The 22,200-nt window shown below is 67.8% G+C and carries 23 protein-coding genes; 8 read left to right on the forward strand and 15 right to left on the reverse strand.

The window, feature by feature from the left end; all coding sequences use genetic code 11:
- Position 1 precedes the first annotated feature (1 nt).
- Positions 2-706: a DUF6081 family protein gene (locus K8O92_29175; protein ID UAK31778.1), complete on the forward strand. Its 705-nt coding sequence runs from the start codon at positions 2-4 to the stop codon at positions 704-706.
- Positions 707-778: 72 nt separating this feature from the next.
- Here K8O92_29175 and K8O92_29180 read toward each other — a convergent pair whose 3' ends face one another.
- From K8O92_29180 to K8O92_29240, 13 genes are all read right to left on the reverse strand, one after another.
- Positions 779-1,681 (reverse strand): oxygenase MpaB family protein, encoded by a 903-nt coding sequence (locus K8O92_29180; GenBank protein UAK31779.1) that lies wholly within the window; start codon positions 1,679-1,681, stop codon positions 779-781.
- 97 nt (positions 1,682-1,778) lie between these two features.
- Entirely contained in the window at positions 1,779-2,423 is a 645-nt protein-coding gene (locus K8O92_29185; protein ID UAK31780.1) for a hypothetical protein, read from the reverse strand.
- Between the two features lie 8 nt (positions 2,424-2,431).
- Positions 2,432-3,610: an MCE family protein gene (locus K8O92_29190; protein ID UAK31781.1), complete on the reverse strand. Its 1,179-nt coding sequence runs from the start codon at positions 3,608-3,610 to the stop codon at positions 2,432-2,434.
- A complete protein-coding gene (locus K8O92_29195) occupies positions 3,607-4,731 on the reverse strand; it encodes an MCE family protein (GenBank protein UAK31782.1) in 1,125 nt (374 codons plus the stop codon). Before K8O92_29195 ends, K8O92_29190 begins: the two co-directional genes overlap by 4 nt.
- Positions 4,728-5,822 carry an MCE family protein gene (locus K8O92_29200; protein ID UAK36007.1) on the reverse strand — a complete coding sequence of 365 codons (1,095 nt, stop codon included), beginning with the start codon at positions 5,820-5,822 and terminating at the stop codon, positions 4,728-4,730. The genes K8O92_29195 and K8O92_29200 overlap by 4 nt, the downstream gene beginning before the upstream one ends.
- 5 nt (positions 5,823-5,827) lie before the next feature.
- Complete coding sequence (locus tag K8O92_29205) at positions 5,828-6,847, reverse strand: MCE family protein (protein UAK36008.1); 1,020 nt, start codon at positions 6,845-6,847, stop codon at positions 5,828-5,830.
- Entirely contained in the window at positions 6,838-7,860 is a 1,023-nt protein-coding gene (locus K8O92_29210; protein ID UAK31783.1) for an MCE family protein, read from the reverse strand. The genes K8O92_29205 and K8O92_29210 overlap by 10 nt, the downstream gene beginning before the upstream one ends.
- A gap of 1 nt (position 7,861) precedes the next feature.
- Positions 7,862-9,301, reverse strand: a complete 1,440-nt coding sequence (locus K8O92_29215; protein ID UAK31784.1) for an MCE family protein — start codon at positions 9,299-9,301, stop codon at positions 7,862-7,864.
- A 6-nt stretch (positions 9,302-9,307) separates the two neighbouring features.
- Complete coding sequence (locus tag K8O92_29220; GenBank protein ID UAK31785.1) at positions 9,308-10,171, reverse strand: ABC transporter permease; 864 nt, start codon at positions 10,169-10,171, stop codon at positions 9,308-9,310.
- A gap of 2 nt (positions 10,172-10,173) precedes the next feature.
- Complete coding sequence (locus K8O92_29225) at positions 10,174-11,049, reverse strand: ABC transporter permease (GenBank protein UAK31786.1); 876 nt, start codon at positions 11,047-11,049, stop codon at positions 10,174-10,176.
- Between the two features lie 286 nt (positions 11,050-11,335).
- Complete coding sequence (locus K8O92_29230) at positions 11,336-11,521, reverse strand: hypothetical protein (GenBank protein UAK31787.1); 186 nt, start codon at positions 11,519-11,521, stop codon at positions 11,336-11,338.
- On the reverse strand, positions 11,521-11,745 hold the full coding sequence (locus K8O92_29235) for a hypothetical protein (protein UAK31788.1): 225 nt from the start codon (positions 11,743-11,745) through the stop codon (positions 11,521-11,523). The genes K8O92_29230 and K8O92_29235 overlap by 1 nt, the downstream gene beginning before the upstream one ends.
- Positions 11,746-12,162: 417 nt before the next feature.
- Complete coding sequence (locus K8O92_29240; GenBank protein UAK31789.1) at positions 12,163-12,312, reverse strand: hypothetical protein; 150 nt, start codon at positions 12,310-12,312, stop codon at positions 12,163-12,165.
- Positions 12,313-12,768: 456 nt separating this feature from the next.
- Between K8O92_29240 and K8O92_29245 the strand changes: the two genes are divergently transcribed.
- Together K8O92_29245 and K8O92_29250 are read left to right on the forward strand one after the other, a co-directional pair.
- Entirely contained in the window at positions 12,769-13,065 is a 297-nt protein-coding gene (locus K8O92_29245) for a hypothetical protein (GenBank protein UAK31790.1), read from the forward strand.
- A gap of 287 nt (positions 13,066-13,352) precedes the next feature.
- Positions 13,353-14,939, forward strand: a complete 1,587-nt coding sequence (locus K8O92_29250) for an AIM24 family protein (protein ID UAK36009.1) — start codon at positions 13,353-13,355, stop codon at positions 14,937-14,939.
- 15 nt (positions 14,940-14,954) lie between these two features.
- Here K8O92_29250 and K8O92_29255 read toward each other — a convergent pair whose 3' ends face one another.
- Together K8O92_29255 and K8O92_29260 are read right to left on the reverse strand one after the other, a co-directional pair.
- Complete coding sequence (locus K8O92_29255) at positions 14,955-16,250, reverse strand: metallophosphoesterase (protein UAK31791.1); 1,296 nt, start codon at positions 16,248-16,250, stop codon at positions 14,955-14,957.
- A 58-nt stretch (positions 16,251-16,308) separates the two neighbouring features.
- A complete protein-coding gene (locus tag K8O92_29260) occupies positions 16,309-16,929 on the reverse strand; it encodes a DinB family protein (protein ID UAK31792.1) in 621 nt (206 codons plus the stop codon).
- A 109-nt stretch (positions 16,930-17,038) separates the two neighbouring features.
- Here K8O92_29260 and K8O92_29265 point away from each other — a divergent pair, with 109 nt between their 5' ends.
- From K8O92_29265 to K8O92_29285, 5 genes are all read left to right on the forward strand, one after another.
- Complete coding sequence (locus K8O92_29265) at positions 17,039-17,386, forward strand: hypothetical protein (GenBank protein ID UAK31793.1); 348 nt, start codon at positions 17,039-17,041, stop codon at positions 17,384-17,386.
- 604 nt (positions 17,387-17,990) lie between these two features.
- Positions 17,991-18,542 (forward strand): hypothetical protein, encoded by a 552-nt coding sequence (locus tag K8O92_29270; GenBank protein UAK31794.1) that lies wholly within the window; start codon positions 17,991-17,993, stop codon positions 18,540-18,542.
- A gap of 257 nt (positions 18,543-18,799) precedes the next feature.
- Positions 18,800-20,002, forward strand: a complete 1,203-nt coding sequence (locus K8O92_29275) for a transcriptional regulator (protein ID UAK31795.1) — start codon at positions 18,800-18,802, stop codon at positions 20,000-20,002.
- Between the two features lie 106 nt (positions 20,003-20,108).
- Positions 20,109-21,626, forward strand: a complete 1,518-nt coding sequence (locus K8O92_29280) for an aldehyde dehydrogenase family protein (protein UAK31796.1) — start codon at positions 20,109-20,111, stop codon at positions 21,624-21,626.
- Positions 21,626-22,027 carry a DUF779 domain-containing protein gene (locus K8O92_29285; protein ID UAK31797.1) on the forward strand — a complete coding sequence of 134 codons (402 nt, stop codon included), beginning with the start codon at positions 21,626-21,628 and terminating at the stop codon, positions 22,025-22,027. Before K8O92_29280 ends, K8O92_29285 begins: the two co-directional genes overlap by 1 nt.
- Positions 22,028-22,200 lie beyond the last annotated feature (173 nt).

Raw genomic sequence — 22,200 nt, forward strand, 5'->3', positions numbered from 1 at the left:
GATGACATACGACGACCTCAACGGCCCGGAGCTGCGCGAAGACCGGTGGCGTTTCCTGGAGGTCCCGCTCGGTGCCGACCAGACCTGGCGCTACGCCGATCCGGCCGCACACACCGAGGTCGGCGAGGGCACCGTGTCGCTCCGGATCGACGCTTTCACCCGATCCCACGCCGAAGTCCAGATACTGGACAATCCGAAGCATCTGCTGGTGTCGACCGAGGCGTTCGATCTCACCGCCGGAGCGCGGACCTTCGCCGTGGAGATGGCCGCGGAGAACATCGGCGTCACCGGCGAGGACTACCGCGACGGGTTCGCCGCGTTCAACGTCCTCGACATGAGCAGCGCCCAGGTCTTCGATCTGATCGCGACCGGCAAGCACGCGTACGCCATCCACGAACGGCTGTTCGTGCCCGGCGTCGTCCCCCAGGAAGAGGCGTTCACCCACGTGGTGCACGCGCCGCTGGCCGGGGTCGACATCAAGCCCGGCGAGTTCCACCGCTACGCCGTCACCATCGACCGTACAGCGGGCACCGCCGACTGGTACGTGGACGACTCCCCCGTGTACACCACGCGCGCGCCGCAGCTGCCGGAGACGGTGCAGATCGGTTTCGGCATCATCACCTTGCATCCGATCGAAGACGGCCGCAGCACCTCGCTGCGCGGGCAGGGCCTGCACGGGTCCTGGCGCAACTTCACCGTCGACTGACGGCCTTCCCGGCCAGGGCACTTTTCAGCGCCCCGGTCACGTGGTCCCCGGTCCGTCCGCGGCGGTTTCGGCTCAGATCAGGTTCTTCTGTCTGCGGATACGGCGGCGGATGTCGGCCATCAGGCCATAGGTGCCGCCGTGGCGCACGAACCGCGGGATGAACCGGTTGACGAACGCGACGAACACGAACAGATGCTCGAAACGTCGCTGGTCGGCAGCGGTCCATTCGACCCGCATCTGCTCCCGGAAGAGCGGGGCGAGGAACCCGATCGTGAGGAAGCGCAACAGGTTTCGGAACGGCAGCCGCAGCGTCCAGTGGATCATCCGCAGGTCGAGCAGATCGTTCAGATAGCCGCGCACGTAGTCGTCGATCGCCACGTGGGCGCAGGCCTCGTTCCAGTACCGGTCGAAGTCCGCCCGGGTGGCCGGCCACATGTCCTCGGTGACCTGCAGCGTGGTCCCCAACGTCGAGGACGAGCGGTAGAACGCCTCGGCCTGCTCGTCGTTCATCCGGCCTTGCAGCAGCTGGTAGGTGTCCTCGAAGCCGATGTACAGACACGCCGCCACCCACAGTTGCAGGTGACGATCGAACGCGTTGTATCGCACGGGCGCACCCGGCGCCGAGTGCACTTGGCGATGGGCGACGTTCACCGCTTCGCGGTAGGCTTCGCGTTCCTCGTCGGTGCCCAGGATAGCGACGGCCAGATACTGGGTGGTGGTGCGCGCCCGCTTCCACGGGTGCTTCATCAGCGACCCGGACTCGACTTTGCTCTCGGCGACACCGTAACCGACGCCAGGGCGGGCCATCTGCATGACGACATTCGCCGCCGCGCCCGCGAAGGACCAGAAGTCCAACGCGTCGGTCAGCTTTATCGGGCGCTTTGTAAGCGGTCGATGGGCCGCGTCGACATGGATCCGGGTGCGATCCTTGGTCAGCGGCACGGCGCCGTTCGATGGTTCTGCCACAGCGGACATGACGGTCCTTCCCTTGTCTTCCCTACACCTCGCGCGACCCGGCTCAGCCGCGTCGGCGACAGCCGTGTGCGTCCGCTGCCGTGTCGCCGCGGACAGTTCAGGGCAGCCGCGGCGGCGCCAGCGGCGAGTTGACCTTGTTCACCAGCCAGCGATCGCCCGACTTCTCCAGGCGCAGCACCATCGACAGCTGCCCGGGCGCGGGCTTGCCCTGGGTACCGAGACTGGTGATGCTCTGTCCGATGACCACGATGGCCTCGGCGGAGCTCTCATCGGCGGTGCGAATGGCGCACTGCACGTCGTTCGTCTTCGACACCACCTCGCCCTGGGTCAGCACTTCGCGCAATTCGCGGCTGGTGGAGTCGAATTGCTTCTTCCAGTCCCCGGTGGCACCGTCGAGCACCGCGGCGAAATACGCGTCGAGATCCTTCGCGTCGTAGTTCGCCAGCACCGGTGCGTACCGGCAGGCGGCGGTACGAGCCTGATCCTGGGCTTCCAGCAGGTCTTCGTTGTTCTTGTTCTGGACGAACCAGAAGGCCGCCGCCGCGACCGCCAAGACGAGCGCGGCCGCGGTCGCAGCGCGCACCGCCAGGGTCGCGCGGGGCCCTCCCAACCGGCCCCGCAGCCGGGGCCGGCGCGCACCGGAGTTCTCGGCGGCGTCGTCCGCCGCGTTTTCGGGCTCGCGCACCTCGGTCGCGGTCGTGTCCTTCGTTTCGTCGGTGTTCTCGACGTCGGTGTCGCTCATCGTTTCTCCTAGTTGCCGGGAGCGGGTCGGGACAGTTCGTCGCCGGTGACGCCCGGCGGCGGTCCGGACCCGTTGTCCGGCACGTTCGGCCGCGGCGCGTTCGCCGAACCGCGGATCTGCAGCGCCGGGTCGTCGGTGACGCAGTAGTTGTAGAGACGCACGCGCGTGTCGGTCATCTTCTGGGTGGGCACCACCGGGATGGTGTCGTACTCGCAGGTCGGTCGCGGCCAGATGTCGACCATCGTGTGGAATGCGTTGTCGTGCGCCGGGATGCCCAGCGCCTCCGAACCGGCCCGCAACGCCGGGAAAAGTGCGGCGATCGCGGGCTCACGGAGTTTGGCGGCTCTGGTGATCGCGACGAAATTGGTGACCAGATCGGTGATGGGGTCCTGCGTGCGGGACACGAACCCGCCGAGGGTGGCCAGTTGGCCGGGACCTTCGTCGAGCAGGTGACGCACTTCGCGGTCGGCGGCGCTCAACTGCTCGAACAGCACCCCACCGGCCCGCGTCAACGTGGCTAGGTCCGGTTGGGCGTGGGAGGTCGTCTCCGCGATGATCTCGAGATTCTCGATCAGCTGCCGGGTCTGCGGCAGCAGATCGGTCAACCCGGCCATGGCCCGGCTGATCCCGGAGATCATGTTCCGCAGCTGGTCCGGCCCGCCCGCCAGCGCTTTGTCGAGTTCGTCGATGATCACGTTCAGCCGATCGGGGTTCATGCCGCCGATGAGCCCGCTCAGATTGGTCAGCATCGACTGCACCGAGACGGGCACGGACGTGCGGGATCGGTCGACCAGCGCGCCGTCGGTGAGATACGGCCCGGTGTCGGCGTCCGGCCGGAAGTCCAGATACTGCTCGCCCGCCGCCGACAGCCGACCGACCACGACCGCGCCGCCGACCGGGATCTTAGCCGTAGCATCGATTTCGGCGATCGCGGCTACGCCGGAACCGGACGCTGCCACCTCCCGCACCGACCCGACCCGGGTACCGCGGAAGGTGACGTCGTTGCTCGGTAGCAGCCCGCCGGAAGACGGCAAGTCCACCGTGACCGCGTACGTGCCGCGCATCGGGTCGATCCGCAGCACCACCGCGCCCAGGTAGGCCGCGCCCGCCAGCAGCACCACGACCAGACCGAGATTCGCGACGGCGACACGGCGACGGACCAGCCATTGCCACAACGGTGGATTCATCGTCCGCCCTCTTCCTGCTCCGGTTGCCGCGGCGGACTGGTGACCCGGCCGATCACCTTCTCGATGACCTGGGCCAAGCTGCCGATGAAGGCGGGCACGTCACCGAGTTCGGGCAGTCGGCTCCCGGACGGGTCGGTCAGTGCGCCGACGCTGAGGTAGGACACCGTCGCCGCCACCGCCAGCACCGGCCCGTCCAGGCTGCCCATCAGCGACGGGTAGATCGTGTGCAGCCCGTCGAGCGTGCCGCCCAGGTCGTCGCCCATCTGGGTGAAACCCGACATCAACTGCTGGATGCTGTCGAACAGGCTCACCGCTTGCGGTCCGGTGGTCTCGGTGAAATCGCCGAGCGCCGTCATGGTCACCGACACCTTGTCGAGCAGATCCACGATGGCCTGGTTGTTCTCGGCGAGCAAGGCGAGCAACTGCGGGAAGGTGTCCGCGGCGGCCCCGAGTTCGGCCTTGCGCCGGGCCAATTCGCCGGTCAGGACGTTCATTCCGGTCAGAACGTTGTCGATGTCGTCGGTGCGCGCGTTCAGCGCGGCGATCACGGCGGTCAGTTCGGTGATCAGGTGGGCGAGTTCGGGAGCCCGGCCGGCGAACATTGTGTTCAGCTCCGCGGTGATCTTCGCGGCCTGATTGATGCCGCCTCCGTTGATCAGCATCGACACCGACATCATCAGCTGTTCGACCGACGCGGCCGCCGCCGTGTGATCGGCGCCGATGGTGTCGCCCGCCGACAAGAACTCTGCGCCCTCGGTGGCAGGAGGCAGCGTCATCGCGACGAAGATGTCGCCGAGTGGTGTCGCCTGACGCAGCTCCGCGGTGGTGCCGCGCGGCAACTGGATGTCCTCGCGGATGAGCATTTCGACGTCGGCGAGAAAGTTGGTGGTGCTGATGCCGGTGACCACGCCGATGTCGGTGCCGCCGATCTTCACGTGCGCGTGGTCGGGCAGGTTGAGCGCGTCGCGGAAGGTGGCGTGGATCGGGTAGCCCGGGGCGCCGAGCCCCGGCTTCGGCATCGGCAGATTCGAGACGCCGACGCCGCAACCGGTCGCCCCGCCGACAGCCGCCACGGTCACCACGGCGGCGGTGATGCGCTTCAGCGCGGTCGCCCGGTTCATTCGGCGATCCCGAGCAGTGCGGCGGTCAAACCGAAATCGGGACCGAAATCCTGCGGCTTCCCGGTGCGGCAACCGTCGAGGCGCAGCTGGATTCGTTCACAGAACTGGGATACGACCTCGTTGTCCAGCACCACTTTGTCGGTCAGCGCGTGCAGGCGCAGCGCCTGGTGTTCCCGGCTGACCGCGTTGGACAGGTTCTCGAACAGCAGCGGCCCCACATCGATGATCTCGGTGAGCCCGCGGGCGTTGGCCCGCATCTGCGCGGTGATCGCGGTGAAACGGTCGAGCGCGCCGGCCAGCTGGTCACCGTTGCGGCCGACCAGCGTCGAGGTGTTCGTGACGAACTGATCCAGTTGCTCCAGCACCGCCTGCAGACCGGGCGCCTGTTGGCCCAGCAGAGCGATCAACTCGGTGAGCCTGCCGCTGAAATCGCGAACCGTCTGGTCATTCCGCGCGATGATCTGGGTGATCTCGGTGAGCTTGATGATGGTGTTGGAGATCTGGTCGGCATTCGCGAAGGACACTTCGAACGCGGCCGACAGCGCGTCCAGGGTCGCGCGCAGCCGGTCGCCGTTGCCGTCCAGCAGCGGGAACAGCACCCGGCTCGCCATCGGGCCGTTGTCCGGATCGCCCTTCAGCGCGGCGCCGAGCTGATCGAAGTTCTGCAGGATGCGGTCGAGCTCGACCGGTGTGCGGGTCCGCGTGAGCGGAATGTGCGTGCCGTCGGTGAGCACCGGTCCGCTACCGCTGTAGGCCGGGGCGAGCTCGACGTGCCGATTGGTGATCAGTTGCGGTGACACCAGCGCGGCGATCGCGTCGGCCGGAATCGCCACCCCCTTGTCGAGACTCATGGTCACCTGGACATAGCTGCCCTTGGCTTCCACCGTGTCGACGCGGCCGACCGGCACACCGAGCACGGCCACCTCGTTGCCCGCGTACAAACCGGCGACGTTCTCGAAATCCGCGCTGATCCGCAGATGTTCGCCGAGATAGCGGTCGGGCAGCGTGGTCAGGCTGTCGGGCACCAGCGAGCATCCCGCCGCCAACAGGGCGGCCGCGCACACCGCCGTGGCCTTGCCCAGCATTCGCATTCTCCTCACTTGCACCCCTGTACGGCTTGGGCGAAACACAGCCAGTTGTCCGGGAAGAACCACGGCGCCCACACCTCGCCGTAGGGACCGTTGCCGGTCACATTGGTGAACTGCCGCAACGTCACCGGCATGATCTCGTAGAGCCGGTCGAGGTTGTCGCGGTTCTTCGCCAGCCCCTCCGACATCGTGTTCAGGTCGTGGATCAGCGGCTCGAGCTGGTCGTTGTTCTCCAAGCCCATGTCGCGCAGCAGGCCCGACAGGCTGGCGACGTTGTCGAGCAACTGCCGCAGCAGCGCTTGGCGCTTCTGCACCGCGGCGCCGATGGCCTCGCCGCGGGTCAGCAACAGCAGCACGCTGTTCTGATTGTCCGAAACCAGCTGGGAGACCTGATCGAGGCCTTTGAGCAGCGCGTCGACCTCGTCGCGGCGATCGTCGACCACCTTGGCCAGCGCGCCGATGCTGTCGAGCGCCTGCACGGCCAACTGCGGAGAATCGCCCAGCTGTTGGTTCACCGCGTCCAGTGCCTGCCGTAGTTTCCGCGGATCGATGCGCTCGATCCGCTCGAACGAATTCTTGTACTGCGGATCCTGGATCACCTTGCTCAAGTTGTACGGCACGGTCGTGTTGATCAGGCGAATCCGGTTGCCCGGCAAGCCCTTACCATCGCCGGGCAGCAGATCCACGTGCAACCGGCCGAGGATGGTGGACATCTCGATGGCCGCGCGCGCGTCCGGCCCCAGCCGCAGGTCGCGACGGACGCGCAGCTCGACGACGACCTTCGGCCCCTCCAGACGCACCGATCGCACCGCACCGACCTCGATACCCGAGACGTCCACCGTCGCACCCGGGCGCAGGCCCGCGGCTTGCGCGAACTCGGCCTCGATGGTCTTGTCCCCCAGCCGCGCCTGTTTCAGCACGCTGGAACCGACGAGCAGAGCAGCGACGAGCCCGGCCGCGAGGAGCCCCAGCCGCAGATGCCGGTTGCGCAGGAAACCCGGCAGCCGCAATTTCTCGATCACCGGCAGACCTCCGAATGCGAATCGCCGCCCACCTGTGAGAACAGTCCCGGTGGCAGCAGCACGCCCCACAGCGAGATGTCGAGGCTGCACAGGTAGGCGTTGCCGTATGCCCCGTAGCCGGTGAAGCGGGCGATGCCGTTGAGCACCGTGGGCAACTCCACCGCTGCCTGGTCCAGCGAGGCGCCGTTGAGCAGCAGCAGCGCCACACCCGTCGTGGCTTCCCGCTGGGCGGTCGCCAGCCCCGGCTTGACCTGCATCACCAAGCGGGTGAGCGAGTCGGTGGTGCCCGCGACCCGGTCGACGGAGTGCTTCAGGCTCTCGCCCTGCGCGTACAACCCCTCCATCAGCGCGCGCGCCTGGGTGAGCAGCGTCTCCAACTCGTCGCTGCGATGGGCCAGACCGGTCACCACACTGCTGAGGTTGCCCAGCACCTCGCCCAGGATCTCGTCCCGCTGACCGAACGTGCCCGCCAGCTGCGCCGCCTGCGTGATCAAGGCGCTGAGCGACACCTGGCTGCCCTGTAACGCCTGGATCAGCGTCTCCGACAACGAGTTCACCTGATCGGGTTGCAGCACGCCGAACAGCGGCTCGAAGCCCGACAGCAGCGCGGACACGTCGAACGAGGGCTCGGTCCGCTCCAGCGGGATCTGCGCGCCCGCCTCCAGCACCGTCCCCGCCCCATCGCCCGCGGCCAAGGCCACGTAGCGCTGCCCGATCAGGTTCTGGTAGCGGACCATCGCCTTTGTCGTCGTGGTCAGCCGCTGCCCGTCCTCGAGCCGGAAATCGACTCTGGCCAGGTACCCGTCGGTGAAGTCGATCTTGTCCACCCGGCCGATCCGCACGCCCGCCGCGCGGACGTCGTCGCCGACGCGCAAGCCGAGCACATCGGAGAACACCGCCGAGTAGGGCTGGGTGCGCCCCTCGACCGATCGCTGCAAAGTGGACCAGATGGTGTAGGTGAGGGCGATCGCCACGACCGCGAACAAGCTGAAACCGATCAGCGCTCTGGTGGATCTCATCTCATCGTCCTCCGCTGCCGGGAGCTTGCTCGGACACGGTCACCGAGCCGCCCGCGAGGACCGGGGTCAGCAACAGCAATTGCGCGACGGTCGGTCGGCCGCCGACGATCGCCGCGACGGCGTCGGCGCCGCGCAGGGCGATCGGCCGGGCGGTTCCCTGCGGCGCCGGACCGGGCTCCGCGGGTACGGGGGCGCCTGGCCCGGGCAGGCCGGGCAACGACAGACCCGGAATCGCGGGCAATCCCGGAATCGCGGGCAGGCCGGGGATTCGAAGAACAGGTTGCTCCGGCTGCGCCGCGGGGATCGGCCGTGGCCCCGCCGCGTCGAGCCATCCGGGCAGCAACTGCGGCGGGAACTGCTGCGGCGGCGCGGTATCCGGAACAGACGCGCCGAAGCAGCGCGGACCGTACCGGTCACCGTAACGCGGGCAGTCCGCGGCGGTGTACTGCTGGAACGGCGTGAAGGAGACATCCATCTTCCACACCATCTGCTTCATCGGACCGAATCGGAAAGTGGTGGCCAGCCGCTGCAACGCGACGTTCAGATTCCGCGCCGTGTACGGGATGGCCTGGGGATCGTCGGCGAGGTTGCCGAACAAGTCGTCCAGGCCTGCCACCAGGAACTTGCCCGCATCGGGATTGCGGGCGAACAGCGCGTTCACCGAATCCACCGTCGCGTTGCCCGTAGTCAGCAGGCTGATCAGCTCGGCACGGCGTTCGGCGAGAGTTCGCGCGCTGGTGACCGACTCCGAGAGCAGTCCGACCAGATCGGGCGCGGACACGCTCAGCGCTACCGAAGCGCGTCCGAGATCACCCAGCAGATCACCGATTTCGGGAATCCCGCGCACCTCCGTGAGCCAGTGGTCCAGTCGTTGGATCGTCGAGCCCGGCGCCCGCGCGGCGGGGTCCAGCGCGGCCGACAGCGTCGCGAGCACTCGGCCGAGTTTCTCGGGCTGGATGTTGTTCAGCACGTCGCGTAGCACGTTCAAGGTGGTCTGCAACGCGACGGTGGCCGAGCTCGTGTCCTCCGCGATGGTCGCGCCCGCGCGCAGGCTACCGGTCCCCGGCTCGTTGTCGAGCAGTTCGATCGCGGTGACACCGAACAGATTGTTGGGGATGACCCGCGCCGTGACATTCGCCGGAATGGTCGATACAACGCCCGGTTTCAGATCGACGCTCGCGTGCTGCCGCGCGCCACGCGCCACGACGTCCACACCGGCGACGCGGCCGACCACCATGCCGCGGAACTTCACGTCGGCGCGGCTGGGCAACCCGTCGCCGGTACTGGTGAGGACTACGGTCACCGGGACCTTGTCCTCGAAGTGACCGGTGTAGCGCAGCGCCAGCAGATACAGCAGCGCGGCGATCGTGGTGAGCACGGCGAGCCCGTAGAGCGTCAACTGCCGGCCGGAGGGCCCGCGACCGCTGGGATCCAGGATCATCGGCGCTTACCCCGAGATCCGGAATCCGGGATCGATGCCCCAGATCGTCAGGGTCAGGAACAGATTCGCGAAGACCATCACGACGATCACCATCTTGATCGCCTGTCCGGCGGCCACCCCGACACCCTCGGGGCCGCCGGTGGCAACGTAGCCGTAGTAGCACTGGATGAACGTCGCGAGCAGGACGAACACCACGACTTTCAGCAGGGAGAAGAACACGTCCGGTCCGATCAGGAACTGGAAGAAATAGTGGTCGTAGGTGCCCGCCGCGGTGCCGCCCAGAAACAGCACGGTGATCTTCGTCGTCAGGTACGCGGTGGCGAGACCGATGCTGTAGAGCGGGATGATGGTCAGCGTCGCCGCGATCATCCTGGTGCTGACCAGATACGGCAGCGGACGGATGGCGATGGATTCCAGGGCGTCGATCTCTTCGGAGATGCGCATCGAACCGAGCTGCGCGGTGAAGCGGCAACCGGCCTGGATCGCGAAGGCCAGCGTCGCGAGGATCGGCGCCAGCTCCCTGGTGGTGGCGAAACCGGAGATCGCGCCGGTCAGCGGCGACATGGTGAGGAGGTTCAGCGCCGTGAACGACTCCATCCCGACGATGATCCCGCCGAAGGCGCACAGGATCACCACGACGCCGATCGTGCCGCCGCCGACGATGAGCGAGCCGTTGCCCCAGCCGACGTCGGCGATCAGCCGCGCCACTTCCTTGCGATAGTGCTTCAGCACGAAGGGGATCGCCACGACCGCTCGAACGAAAGTGAAGGCCTGGTGCCCGATGCGCTGATTGGCGTGCACCGGAACCATGGCGGCTTTCCCGACGGCCCGCACCGGCTGCATCGCGGGCGGCGTATAGGTGCTGGCCATGCTCACACCACCTTCGTCGGGAACAGCGTGTTGTACAGCTGGGTGAGAATGATGTTGGTGGCGAACAACATCAGCGCCGAACTCACCACCGCGGAGTTCACCGCGTTCGCGACGCCGCCGGGACCGCCGTGGGCGTGCAAGCCGATGTCGCAGGCGATCACCGCGGTGAGCATCCCGAAGATCGCGGCCTTCACCAGCGCGACCAGGAGGTCGTTCGCGACCGCGAAGGAGGCGAACGAGCTGATGAACGAGCCCGGCGTCCCGGATTGGGCGTAGACGTTGAACATGTAGGCGGTCGCGAAGCCGACGAAGACCACGAAGCCGCAGAGCAGGACGCTGACCAGCACCGCCGCCGCCAGCCGCGGCGCGACCAAGCGGCGCACCGGGTCGACGCCCATCACCATCATCGCGTCGATCTCTTCCCGGATCGTCCGGGAGCCGAGGTCGGCGCAGATCGCGGAGCCCACCGCGCCCGCCACCATCAGCGCCGACACCAAGGGCGCGCCTTGGCGGATGATGCCGAGACCGGCCACCGCGCCGATGAACGTCGTCGCGCCGACCTGGTTGACGAGCGCGCCGACCTGGATGGAGACGACCACCGCGATGGGAATCGCGACGAACACCGTCGGCGCGGCCGAGACGTTCGCCATGAACGCGCACTGCTTGATGAATTCCTGGTAAGGGAAACGACGGCGCACCAGAGAGACGATCAGTTGCGCGAGCGCGTCCCGGCCGAGCATGACTTGCCGCCCCAATGTCTCGAGCGATCGCTGCGGGTGCCTGCGCCACAGCCCCGAGACGCTGTCGACGATCTTCTCCAGCTCGCTCGCTCCGCCGACAGGGTCGGCGGGCCCGCGATGGAGGGTGGGGACAGTCACTCTTCGCCGGTCCTTTCTGGAATCCGCCCCGCGCGGCAATGACCGTCGGCGGTGGCATGCGGTGTGCAGTGTTGCACACCGCACAGGCGTCAAACAAGCATTATGTTAATCGTTATTCTTATAGCTCTGCGCGGATGAGCAAGGAGTGCTGCGCAAGGAACCGGCGGCTATACCCTCTGCACCAGTAGGTTTGACAGCAAGCATGGTAGATACCCACAGCATCCTTCGCCAGACTTTACGAATATGTGATCAGGCGATCTGTCGCCTAGAGGGCGACTTCGAACCCTCACATGCTCGCCAGCCAACGTTGGAGCAGAACCATCAGCGCCCCGAGAACAGCGAACCCCGCGACCGCCGCGCTCGACACCGCGATCCACAACCCGAGACGCAACACCGGGTTGACCTTCATCCGCCCACCGAGGATCTTCACCACGATCACCACGACGTCGATGAGCCACACCATCGCCATCATCAGGTCATGCACACATTCGAGAAGGTGAGCACCGGCCAGCACACGATCGATCCGAGGAACGAGATCACCAGGTCGATGCCGTGCATGTTCCGCAAATGGCTTGTGTGCGTGAGGGTCCAGACCACCCCGGCCAGTCCGTAGGGAATGCCGAGGATGATGAGGGTGCCGAGGAACTCCGAGACCTTCATCTCGTAGCCGAGTATTCGGTCCAGCGTCTTGAGCATGCGCCGATGCATCCTTTCCGTCCGATCGCCACCGCGCGGCCGGATCGTCCGTCACACCCCCGCGAGCGTGACGCACTACCCGAGCCGGGCTGCCGATACCGCCGTTGTGTTACCCGCCATTCTCACATAAATGGAACCCTACCGGGTGATCTGATCATCGACAGGCGCGCCCGTATATGCTGTTGGAGGCAGTCGAATCGTCTTGATAGCGTCTCGCTATGTTTTTCAAAATTCCTGGTATCGCACGGCAGTATCGGCCCGCGAGGAGATCACCCGACCCAGCCACAGCACGGATGCGAGAGTCGATTGCCGGCACTGGCCGCCGAGCGAGCGGGGCGGCCCAAAACAAAAGGTGCCCAGCCGCACTCGGCTGGGCACCCAAGTTCCTCCACCGCCCGCCGGGCGGCGCCATACAGGTCAGACGGTCTCCTTGCGCGGCCACTCGACGCCGCGCTGGCGGACGTACTCGCCTGCGGTAGCGTCACTCTCGTCCAGGTCGTACTCGTACTCGTACTCGTCCAACTCGGGGCGACGGCGTGGATCCCAGACCATAGCCGCGGCCGACACGGCCAACAACGTAACGACAATGGCCGCAATGACTACGTAGAGCACGTCTTTCACCCTCCTGAAGAAAACCGAAAAGAAACACACAGCCGTGCCGGATACTCAACGCACACAGCTTCTTTGACGCCGGACGCATAGTAAGCCGCGCCGCCGGTCGCGCGGCATTCCCACGACGGTTACCGGTCGGTCGCCGCCGGATCCGGACCGGGCGGCCACGTCCGGCGATTCAACGGAAACGCCACCGCGAACGTTCAGCGTCGCTTAGGCTCATCGCTGTCCCGGTGGCTCCGGGGCATCCAGCGCGGCACCGGTACGCCCAAGCCTGCCGCGATCGCTGGTGGTAGCGGTGGGGTTCACCCAACTAGATGAACCTCGCCGTCCCCCACTTCCCATGAAATCCCACCGACATTCGCGTGGAATCACCCACTTCCGGCATCCTTCGAGCTACCGTCTTCGGTCATGGACGACATCGAACTGCAGCCACCGACCGTCGCCTCCGCCAAGCACACCGGACTGGTCCTGGACATCGCCACCCTCGCCATCCACAACCCGCTCGCCGGGCCCGGCGAGATCACCTACCCGTACGTCCGCTGCACCGACCATCGGGTTCTTCGTCTACCCGAACCGTTGCACCGGTGGGCCACCGAGACCATCGCGATCAACCACACCCAGCACGCCACCGGCGCCCTGCCCCTGTTCCCCGGACAAGTCGAATTCGGCATCCTCGACGGCACCATGTACGCCGAAGTCCTGTAGGCCGGATTGCCGACCAGAGCCCGATCGATACGGCCGGGCTCTAGTCGCGCTTCCGAGGATCGGCCGCCGCAGCCGAACAGGTGCGGTGCCGTCGCGCCGGATGCCGTGTCGCCGGGGTGCGGCGAGGGCCGTATGCCGGGGACGCTCAGGCGGCGATCAGCGTTCGGGCGGGTGCTGGCCCGCGACCGGCCCATGGTTTGCCGACCTCACCGGGACGCAGGAGCTGTCGCCGCGACCAGGACGCCGCCCGCGAACGGACGCAAGCGCCTGTCGTGGTCCGGCCGGGTATGCCGGTGGCGCGGGTTCCGGACGCACGACACACTGGAAACCGTGAATCGCATGTCAACCCGACGACGCCCCGACGGATCGGACGGCCTGCCGTGACCGACCTCGCCCGCGGTGAGAACCGCCCCGCGCCGGGCGATCGGCTGGCGGTGACCGTCACCTGCTCGGCTCCCGTCGACGTATCCGCGCTGTTGCTGAACGCGGCGGGGCGGGTGCGCTCCGACGCCGACTTCGTCTTCTTCAACCAGCCGGTCGCACCGGGCGTCACCTACCGGCACGGCCGGGGGGCAGGCGACGTGGTGGACATCCAGACCAGCGCGTTGCCCGGTGACGTGGAGCGTGTCGTCGTCACCGCGAGCCTGGACGGCAACGGTCCGCCCACCTTCGCGTCCGCGGGCTCGCTGCGCGCGACCATCGCCTCCGCCTCGAGCACGCTGGCCTTCCCGATGACAGGGCTGAGCACCGAGACCGCCGTGGTCTGCGTGGAAATCTACCGCCGCGGCGGCGGATGGAAGGTGCGCGCGGTCGGGCAGGGTTACGACAACGGGCTGGCCGGAATCGCAACGGCTTTCGGGGTGAACATCGATGACGAGCCGGCCCCGCCGACCTCGTCACCCGCTTCGACTCCCCCACCGGCGTATCGATCTGCTCCGCCCCCGCCACAGCAAACCGCCTCTGCTCCCCCGTATCCACCTGCCCCACCGCAGGCACACCAGCCCGCGCCGCCACCAGGCTCCCCGCCGCAACCGGCCTACCCGCCGCAACCCACCTACCCGCCGCCACCGGCCTATTCCGCCCCGTCCGCGGCGCCGCCACCACCGATGCCCTCACCTCAGCAAGGAGCGCTGCCGATGCAGAGCGAACTGTTCGCCCCCAGCCACGCCGAAGTCACCGGCGCGGGCATCCAGAAGCAGGGCGGCAAGATGATCAAGGTGGCCGTCAACGGCGACGTGATGGCTCGCGCCGGATCGATGGTCGCCTACCAGGGCGACCTGCAGTTCCAAGCGCTCGGGGCGGGCGGCATCGGCCGGGCGATCCAGCAGCGGCTGACCGGCGAAGGCGTTCCCCTGATGAAGGTGACCGGGCGCGGCGACCTGTTCGTCGCCAACGGCGCAGCGGATGTGCACACCATCGATCTGGACGGCACCGACGGTCTCACCATCAACGGCGCCAACGTGCTCGCCTTCGATTCCACCCTGCGCTACGACATCCGGATGGTGCAGGGCGCCGCCGGGTTCGCCAGCAACGCCGGCTTGTTCAACTGTGTCTTCACCGGCCGCGGCCGCATCGCCATCACCACGCACGGCACGCCGGTGGTGCTGAATGTCGACCAGCCGACCTACGCCGACCCGCAGGCGGCGGTGGCCTGGTCGTCGAGTCTGCAGACCGGCATCAAACGCAACGATTCGTTCGGGCTGGGCCGGTTGATGGGCCGCAGCACCGGGGAGGGGATGACGCTGTCGTTCTCCGGACGCGGTTTCGTCATCGTGCAGCCGTCGGAGCTGCCGCCGGGCGGCTTCCTCGGCGGCACCGGCGGCGGACAGGAAGCCGGGCAGAGCGGCGGTGTGCTCGGCGGACTGTTCGGATGACGGCGAGATCCGTCATCAAGCCTGGAGCGAGACGAGTTCCACGACGGTGATGTCCGACGGTGCGCCCACCCGCACCGGCGGACCCCACGCCCCGGCTCCCCTGGAGACGTACAGCTGGGTGTCGCCGTACCGCTCGAGCCCGGCGACTGTCGGATTGGCCAGGGCCGCAAGGTAATTGCCGGGCCAGATCTGGCCCCCGTGGGTGTGGCCGGACAGCTGGAGATCGACGCCGTGCGCCACCGCGTCCTCGATCAGCACGGGCTGGTGCGCCAAGAGGACGGCGGTGCGGGCGCGGTCGCGATCGCCGAGCGCCTCGGCGAAGTCCGGTCCCCGGCCGGTTCGTGCGCCCTGCACGTCGTTCACGCCCGCCAGGTCGAATCCGGGCAACTCCGTGCGGGCATTCGCGAGCAGGTGCATGCCGAGTTCCTGGACATGCTCTATCCACTGCTCGGCGCCGGAGAAGTACTCGTGGTTGCCGGTCACGAAGAACGCGCCGTGCCGGGCGCGCAGCCCGGCCAGCGGTTCCACGGCCGAGCGGAGGTGCTCGACGCTGCCGTCCACCAGGTCACCCACGACCGCGATGAGGTCGGGCTGGGTGTCGTTGACGGTCCGCACCACCCGCTCGGCGAAACCGCGCCCGAGAATCGGGCCGAGGTGCACGTCGCTGACCACCGCGATGCGAAATCCACCGGCCTGGCGCGGTAACTTCGCCAGCGGCACGGTGACACGCTTGACGCTCGGTCCGTCCAGGACGCCGTAGGCGCCGACGCCGACGGTGGTCGCCGCCGCGGCGACGGCCGCTCCGCTCACCACCCGCGAGACGAAGACGCGGCGCGGTAGCCGCGTGGCGGCCGGTCCGGCCTGGTCGCTCGCGGAGGCGTTCTCCGGCACGGGATCCGGCGCAGGCGCGGATTGAACGGGTTCGGCCGCGACGACCGGTTCGGGCACCGGTTCGCCGTGATCGAAGCGGCGCAACAACAGGCGGCGGATCGGCTCACCGACCGCCAAAGCCAGCAGCAGATAGACGAACAGCGCACCCCACAGGTAGCCGGGCCAGGCGATAACCCGCACCAAAGCGAACGGAGCATCTGCCACTTCGGCAACCGTGGTGCCGACCAGCAGCACAGGCCCCGCCACCACGATCGCCGTGCCCGCCCGCCGGGCCGGTGAGCCCACGACGGTCGTATCCCGGACCAAGCGACGCCACACGTACCAATGCAGCGCCACCACCGCGGCGGCGATCAGTACCACGAGCACGATGGCTCCGACCACAACAATTCCAACCACTACGGCGGCACTCTCTGTGAACATATCGGATGCGCGGCACCAACCTACGGCACGGCTGCGCCGACGCGCCCCGCGCCACCGCTCACCTCGTTCGCTCGACCACCCCGCGCAGGAACGCGGCCTGACCGGCGTGCTGCAGATCGTCGGAGATCACGCTGACCAGCCGCACCCCCAGCGTCACCGGCGGATCCCACCGGCTGTCGACAACGCGGTCGAGGTCGTCGTCGCCGAGGCCGCGCACGAAGCGCAGCGTCTGCTCGTGCACCGCGTCGAAGTACCCAGCGAGCAGTTGCGCGGAGGCACGGATCACGGCCACGCCCTCGGGGCGGTCACCGTATCCGGTCGCCGACTCGTCGATGGGCAGGCCGAACCGGTCGTACCAGCCCTGCGCGGTCCAGACCTGTTCGGTACCGGCCACATCCGCGATGTGATCGTCCTGCACGCGGGCCAGATGCCAGATCAACCACGCGATCGAGTTCGCGCCGGGATCCATGCGGTAGCCGAGGTCGTCCTCCGCCAGCCCGTCCACCGCTTCGTGCACCACCTCCTTGATCCGCTCGTAGGCGTCGGTCAGCACATCGGCACTGGTAGCCACGGTCGACTCCTCCTCGAGGTCGGGTATTCCGACGGTACCCAGCGCGACCGGCCTGCACGAGCGTCGACGTGCCCGGGCGGGGCGAATTCTCGCACGACCGAACCACATTGAATGTACCGTTATACAACGGTACGATGCGTGATGGTGAGATTGGGCCGATGGCCGCCGAATCGGGTCACCGGCAGGACAAGGAACGTACCGAAGTGAGGAAGTACCGATGATCCACGACGTCGAGACCGGGCGCGCACGGCGAGCGGTCGTCCGCGTGGCGATGGTCGCCGCGCTCGCGCTGACACCCGTCGCCGCGGCCGCCGCGCCCGCGATGGCACAGCAGCCCACCGTCACGCAGACGAGTCAGGCCGAGGAGATCCACGGCGGCTGGCACCGCCACGGCGGGTACCACCGCCACGGCTGGGGCGGTTACGGCGGCTGGGGTGGTTACGGCGGCTGGGGCGGTTACGGCGGCTACGGCCACTGGGGCAACCCGTACGGCTTCTGGGGCAGCCCGTTCGGCATCTGGCCCGGCATCGCCTGGCTGCTGCCCGGCACCGGAAGCGCGTTCTGAGCACGCACTCTCCGGCACGCTACGCCCGGTGATCTCCGGCTCCGCGCAGGCCGGACGCTACGAAGGCGTCCGCACTCAGCACGGGCGCGGAGCCGGAATCACCCGAACCGTGGAGACGATCGCCTACGTCGGCGACAACGTCCACCCCGATGCCATCTCCGCCATCCGGCGCGAGTGCCGCAACACCGGTGGAGCCTCGAATCACCGCCTGCCACACCGCGAACGACCGTGTGGAGAAGATCTCCCTCGGCGTCGCACCGAGTCGCGGTGCGCCCGGCAGCGCAGAGCACCGGCCATCGAGCCCACCGCGAATTCGACAGGTGCCAGCAATTTTCGAGAAAACTCGGTGTGACGCCGATCTAATTCCGAACCACCCCGATGGAATCAGCACACATTCTGCAATCTCTCGAAATCAGCACACGAAACCGGCTCTGCCCGGGCAGAATTCGCGCGCGAGAGCATTGCGGGCAACTCATCGATTTCTCGTGAAATTCGCAGAACGATTGCTTCGGGAAAGCCCTGCGGCCAGAATGGGTGGGGCCGAAACCCGGCATCTTGGGGATTCGTCGGCACTCGTGGCCGACACGACTATGTGGGGAATACGATGAGAGTCAACAGATTCGCCGCCACCGCCCTACTCGCGGTCGGAGCCACCGGAATAGCGACGGGCGTCGCGCACGCCCAGCCGGCCACACCCGCGCAGGTCAGCGTGCACGGTGTCGAACAGGGAATCGGGTTCACCTCGGCGCCCGCCGCCGACGGCACCGGGGTGGTCACCACCTTGGACGCGGGCAGTTTCGCGTTGACCGCCGACGCCAGGGCGGTCGAACTGCGCGACGGCGCGGGACAGGTCGTCGCGACCGTGCCCCTGGCGTTCCAGGCCTCCGGCGCGACGCACGGACTCGCGCCGGCGATCAGCGACGCGGGCCGCACCCTCACGGTGACGCCGGTGGGCGCCCCCGCGGTGACCGAGCGCCTCACGCAGATCAATGAGGACGAGACGCTCGCACGCAAGCAGCACAACGCCGGTGTCGGCGCCCTCATCGGCGCGGGTATCGGCGCCGTGATCGGCTTCTTCCTCGGCGGGGTCGGCGCACTGGTCACCATTCCGATCGGAGCCGGCATCGGGGCGCTGATCGGATTCTCCACGCCGTAACCAGCTGGTTCGGTGTGCGGCCGCCGACGACGACCGCACACCGACCGCCGGTCGCACCGCCGGGATTCCCTGGGCACACGCACGCTTCGCGCGGCACTCGGCCGAGGGGGACGCGGCGATCCGATCGTCGACAGCCGTCGTCCACCGCGAATCGTCCACTCCCGTGGACGGCAAGCCGAAACGGAATGTCCGGGCGCGCGCTGGGGCATGATGGGAGGGCACGCAGACGATCGGAGCGACGACACAGGATCCGCCAGATGGCACAGCGCAGTTCCCTCTCGCGGCAACGCGCCGCACTGGAACAAGAGTGGTCCCGATGGATTCCCGCCGGGACACCGCAGGGTGATACCGCGCTGCGCAGCGAGGTCGCGCAATCGTGGCTGCGGTCGCTGCGCACGGTCGATCCGGCGCGCAGGCACGCGCCCCTGGCCGAAGCCGATGTGGCGGCCCGCTGGGCCGAGTCCCCGTTGCGCACACCGGTATCCGAGCTGACCGATCAGTTGCGCGACATCACCGAGGGCGCCGGCTACGTCGCGGCGATCACCGACGAGACCGGGACCATCTTGTGGTCGCACGGCGGTCCGGTGATGCGCCGCCGCGCCGAACAGGTGAACTTCGCGCCGGGTGGCTGCTGGGACGAGGCGCACATGGGCACGAACGCGCTGTCGCTGGCGTTGCGTACCGAACGGCCGCACACGGTGTTCTCCGCCGAACACTTGGTCGCCGCTCTGCACGGATGGGTCTGCTATTGCGCGCCGATTCGCGCCGCGGACGGTCGCCAGCTCGGCGTGCTCGATCTGTCCACCACCTGGGATCGCGCCCACCCGCTGGCGATGTCCACGGCCAGGACCTTGGTCACTGCCATCGAGACCAAGCTGCACCACCGGATGGCCGCGCCGGGGGTCCGGCTGACCTGTCTCGGCGCCGCCCGCTTGATCCGCGACGGCGCTCCTGTGCGGCTGCGCCCCAGGCAGCTGGAGATCTTGGCGTTGCTGGCGCTCGAGCCCGACGGCTGGACCCACGAACGCCTGCACTTCGCGGTGTACGGCGACCGGCCGGTCGGCGCGAGCACGCTCAAATCGGAGATGTCCCACCTGCGGCGCGCCACCGGCGGCGAGATAACCAGCCGGGTCTATCAGCTGATCAGCCCGCTGTCCTGTGACGCCGTGGACGTGCTGGCGGCGCTGGAAGCGGGCGATACCGCCACCGCGGTCGAGTTGTATCGCGGACCCCTGCTGCCGGACTCGGACACGCCGGGGATCGTGCAGTGGCGCGACTATCTGGAAGTCGGTGTGCGCACCGCGGTGCTGTCCAGCCGGACCGTCGAGCACGCGCTGCGCTATGGCGAGCGCGCGCCCCACGACATCGAGATCCACGAACACGCGCTGCGCCTGCTCCCCGCGGGCGACGGTCGTCGCGCGCTCGCGGCCGCCCGGCTGCACAGCGCCCTGCGCGGCTGAACTCGCGCGCCTCAACGTTTCCTCAACCCTCGCCGGGCATAGTGACCCGCATCACGGCCGCTCCGCCGTGTGCATCACGTCCGCAACAAGCGAGGAGGTACCCGCCATGAGCTACGCAAAGCCGGGAACCGAGGGCAGCGTCGTCGAATTCGCGGCGCGCTACGACAACTTCATCGGCGGTGAATGGACCGCTCCGGTCGAGGGCCGCTATTTCGAGAATCCCTCCCCGGTGGACGGTCAGACATTCTGCGAGGTAGCGCGCTCCTCGGCCGCCGACATCGAACTGGCCTTGGACGCCGCGCATCAGGCGGCCGACGCGTGGGGCGCCAGGTCGGCGGCCGAGCGGGCCAACATCCTCAACAAGATCGCCGATCGGATCGAGGACAACCTCGAGGCGCTCGCGGTGGCCGAGACCTGGGAGAACGGCAAGCCGGTACGCGAAACCAAGGCGGCCGACCTGCCGTTGGCGGTCGATCACTTCCGCTACTTCGCCGGCGCGGTCCGCGCGCAGGAAGGCGGCATCAGCGAAATCGACGCCGACACCATCGCCTACCACTTCCACGAACCTCTCGGCGTCGTCGGCCAGATCATTCCCTGGAACTTCCCGATCCTGATGGCCACCTGGAAGCTCGCGCCCGCGCTGGCCGCGGGGAACGCGGTGGTGCTCAAGCCCGCCGAGCAGACCCCCGCCTCGATCCTGAAGGTGGTGGAACTGATCGCGGATCTGCTCCCGCCCGGGGTCCTCAACGTGGTCAACGGATTCGGCGTCGAGGCGGGCAAACCGCTGGCCGCCAGCCCGCGCGTGGCCAAGGTCGCCTTCACCGGCGAGACCACCACCGGCAGGCTGATCATGCAGTACGCCAGCGAGAACATCATCCCGGTCACCCTCGAGCTGGGCGGCAAGAGCCCCAACATCTTCCTGCCCGACATCATGGCCGCCGACGACGCCTTCCTCGACAAGGCGGTGGAGGGGTTCGTGATGTTCGCGCTCAACCAGGGCGAAGTGTGCACCTGTCCGTCCCGCGCGTTGATCCATTCCTCGATCTACGACGAGTTCATCGCGCGCTGCGTCGAGCGAACCGAGGCCATCCGCAGTGGCAACCCGCTGGACGAGGCCACCATGATCGGCGCGCAGGCCAGCAACGACCAATACGAGAAGATCCTGTCCTACATCGACATCGGCCGCCAGGAGGGCGCCGAGGTGCTCACCGGCGGCGGCCCGCGCAAGGTCGAGGGGTTCCCCGACGGCTTCTATGTCGAACCGACGATCTTCGCCGGGCGCAACGACATGCGGATTTTCCAGGAGGAGATCTTCGGGCCGGTCGTGTCGGTGACCACGTTCGACTCCGTCGACGAGGCGCTGAAGATCGCCAACGACACTCTCTACGGCCTGGGCGCCGGTGTGTGGACCCGCGACATGAACACCGCCTACCGGCTCGGTCGGGGCATCAAGGCGGGCCGGGTATGGACCAACTGCTACCACGCTTATCCCGCGCACGCGGCTTTCGGCGGCTACAAGAAATCCGGCATCGGACGCGAGAACCACCGCATGATGCTCGACCACTACCAGCAGACCAAAAACCTGCTGGTCAGCTACTCGCCGGACAAACTCGGATTCTTCTGATGCCGGATCAGGTGCACCGCGTCGACTTCACCGGCCCCGCGGAAGCGCTGCTGCGGCAGTTGATCGAACAGCACGGCCCGGTCATGTTCCATCAGTCCGGCGGCTGCTGCGACGGCAGCTCACCGATGTGCTATCCGCGCGGCGAATTCCGGGTCGGTGCCTCGGACGTGCTGCTCGGGTATCCGGCGGCGGACACCCCGTTCTGGATGAGCGCCGACCAGTACGAATACTGGCGTCACACCCACCTCACCGTCGACGTGGTGCCCGGCCGGGGTAGCGGATTCTCCCTGGAAGCGCCCGAAGGCGTGCGCTTCCTGATCCGCTCCCGGCTGCTCACCGACGAGGAACTCGCCGTCCTCGAGACGAGGCCGCCACGCACCGGGGCGGATCTGCCGCAATGACCGGTGCACCGGCCGCTGATGGATACGGCAGCGGCCGGTGCACCACCAGGGGCTGCTCACCGGACCGCGCCTCGGTGAGCAGCCCCCTCTTTCGTTCCAGGGCAGGAGAAAACTCGGTGCGGGAATAGCTGGTCAGCGGATACCGTCGTTCGAGGTGGTTAGTCTGGCGAACG

It is taken from the genome of Nocardia asteroides, assembly GCA_019930625.1.
GTDB lineage: Bacteria > Actinomycetota > Actinomycetes > Mycobacteriales > Mycobacteriaceae > Nocardia > Nocardia sputi.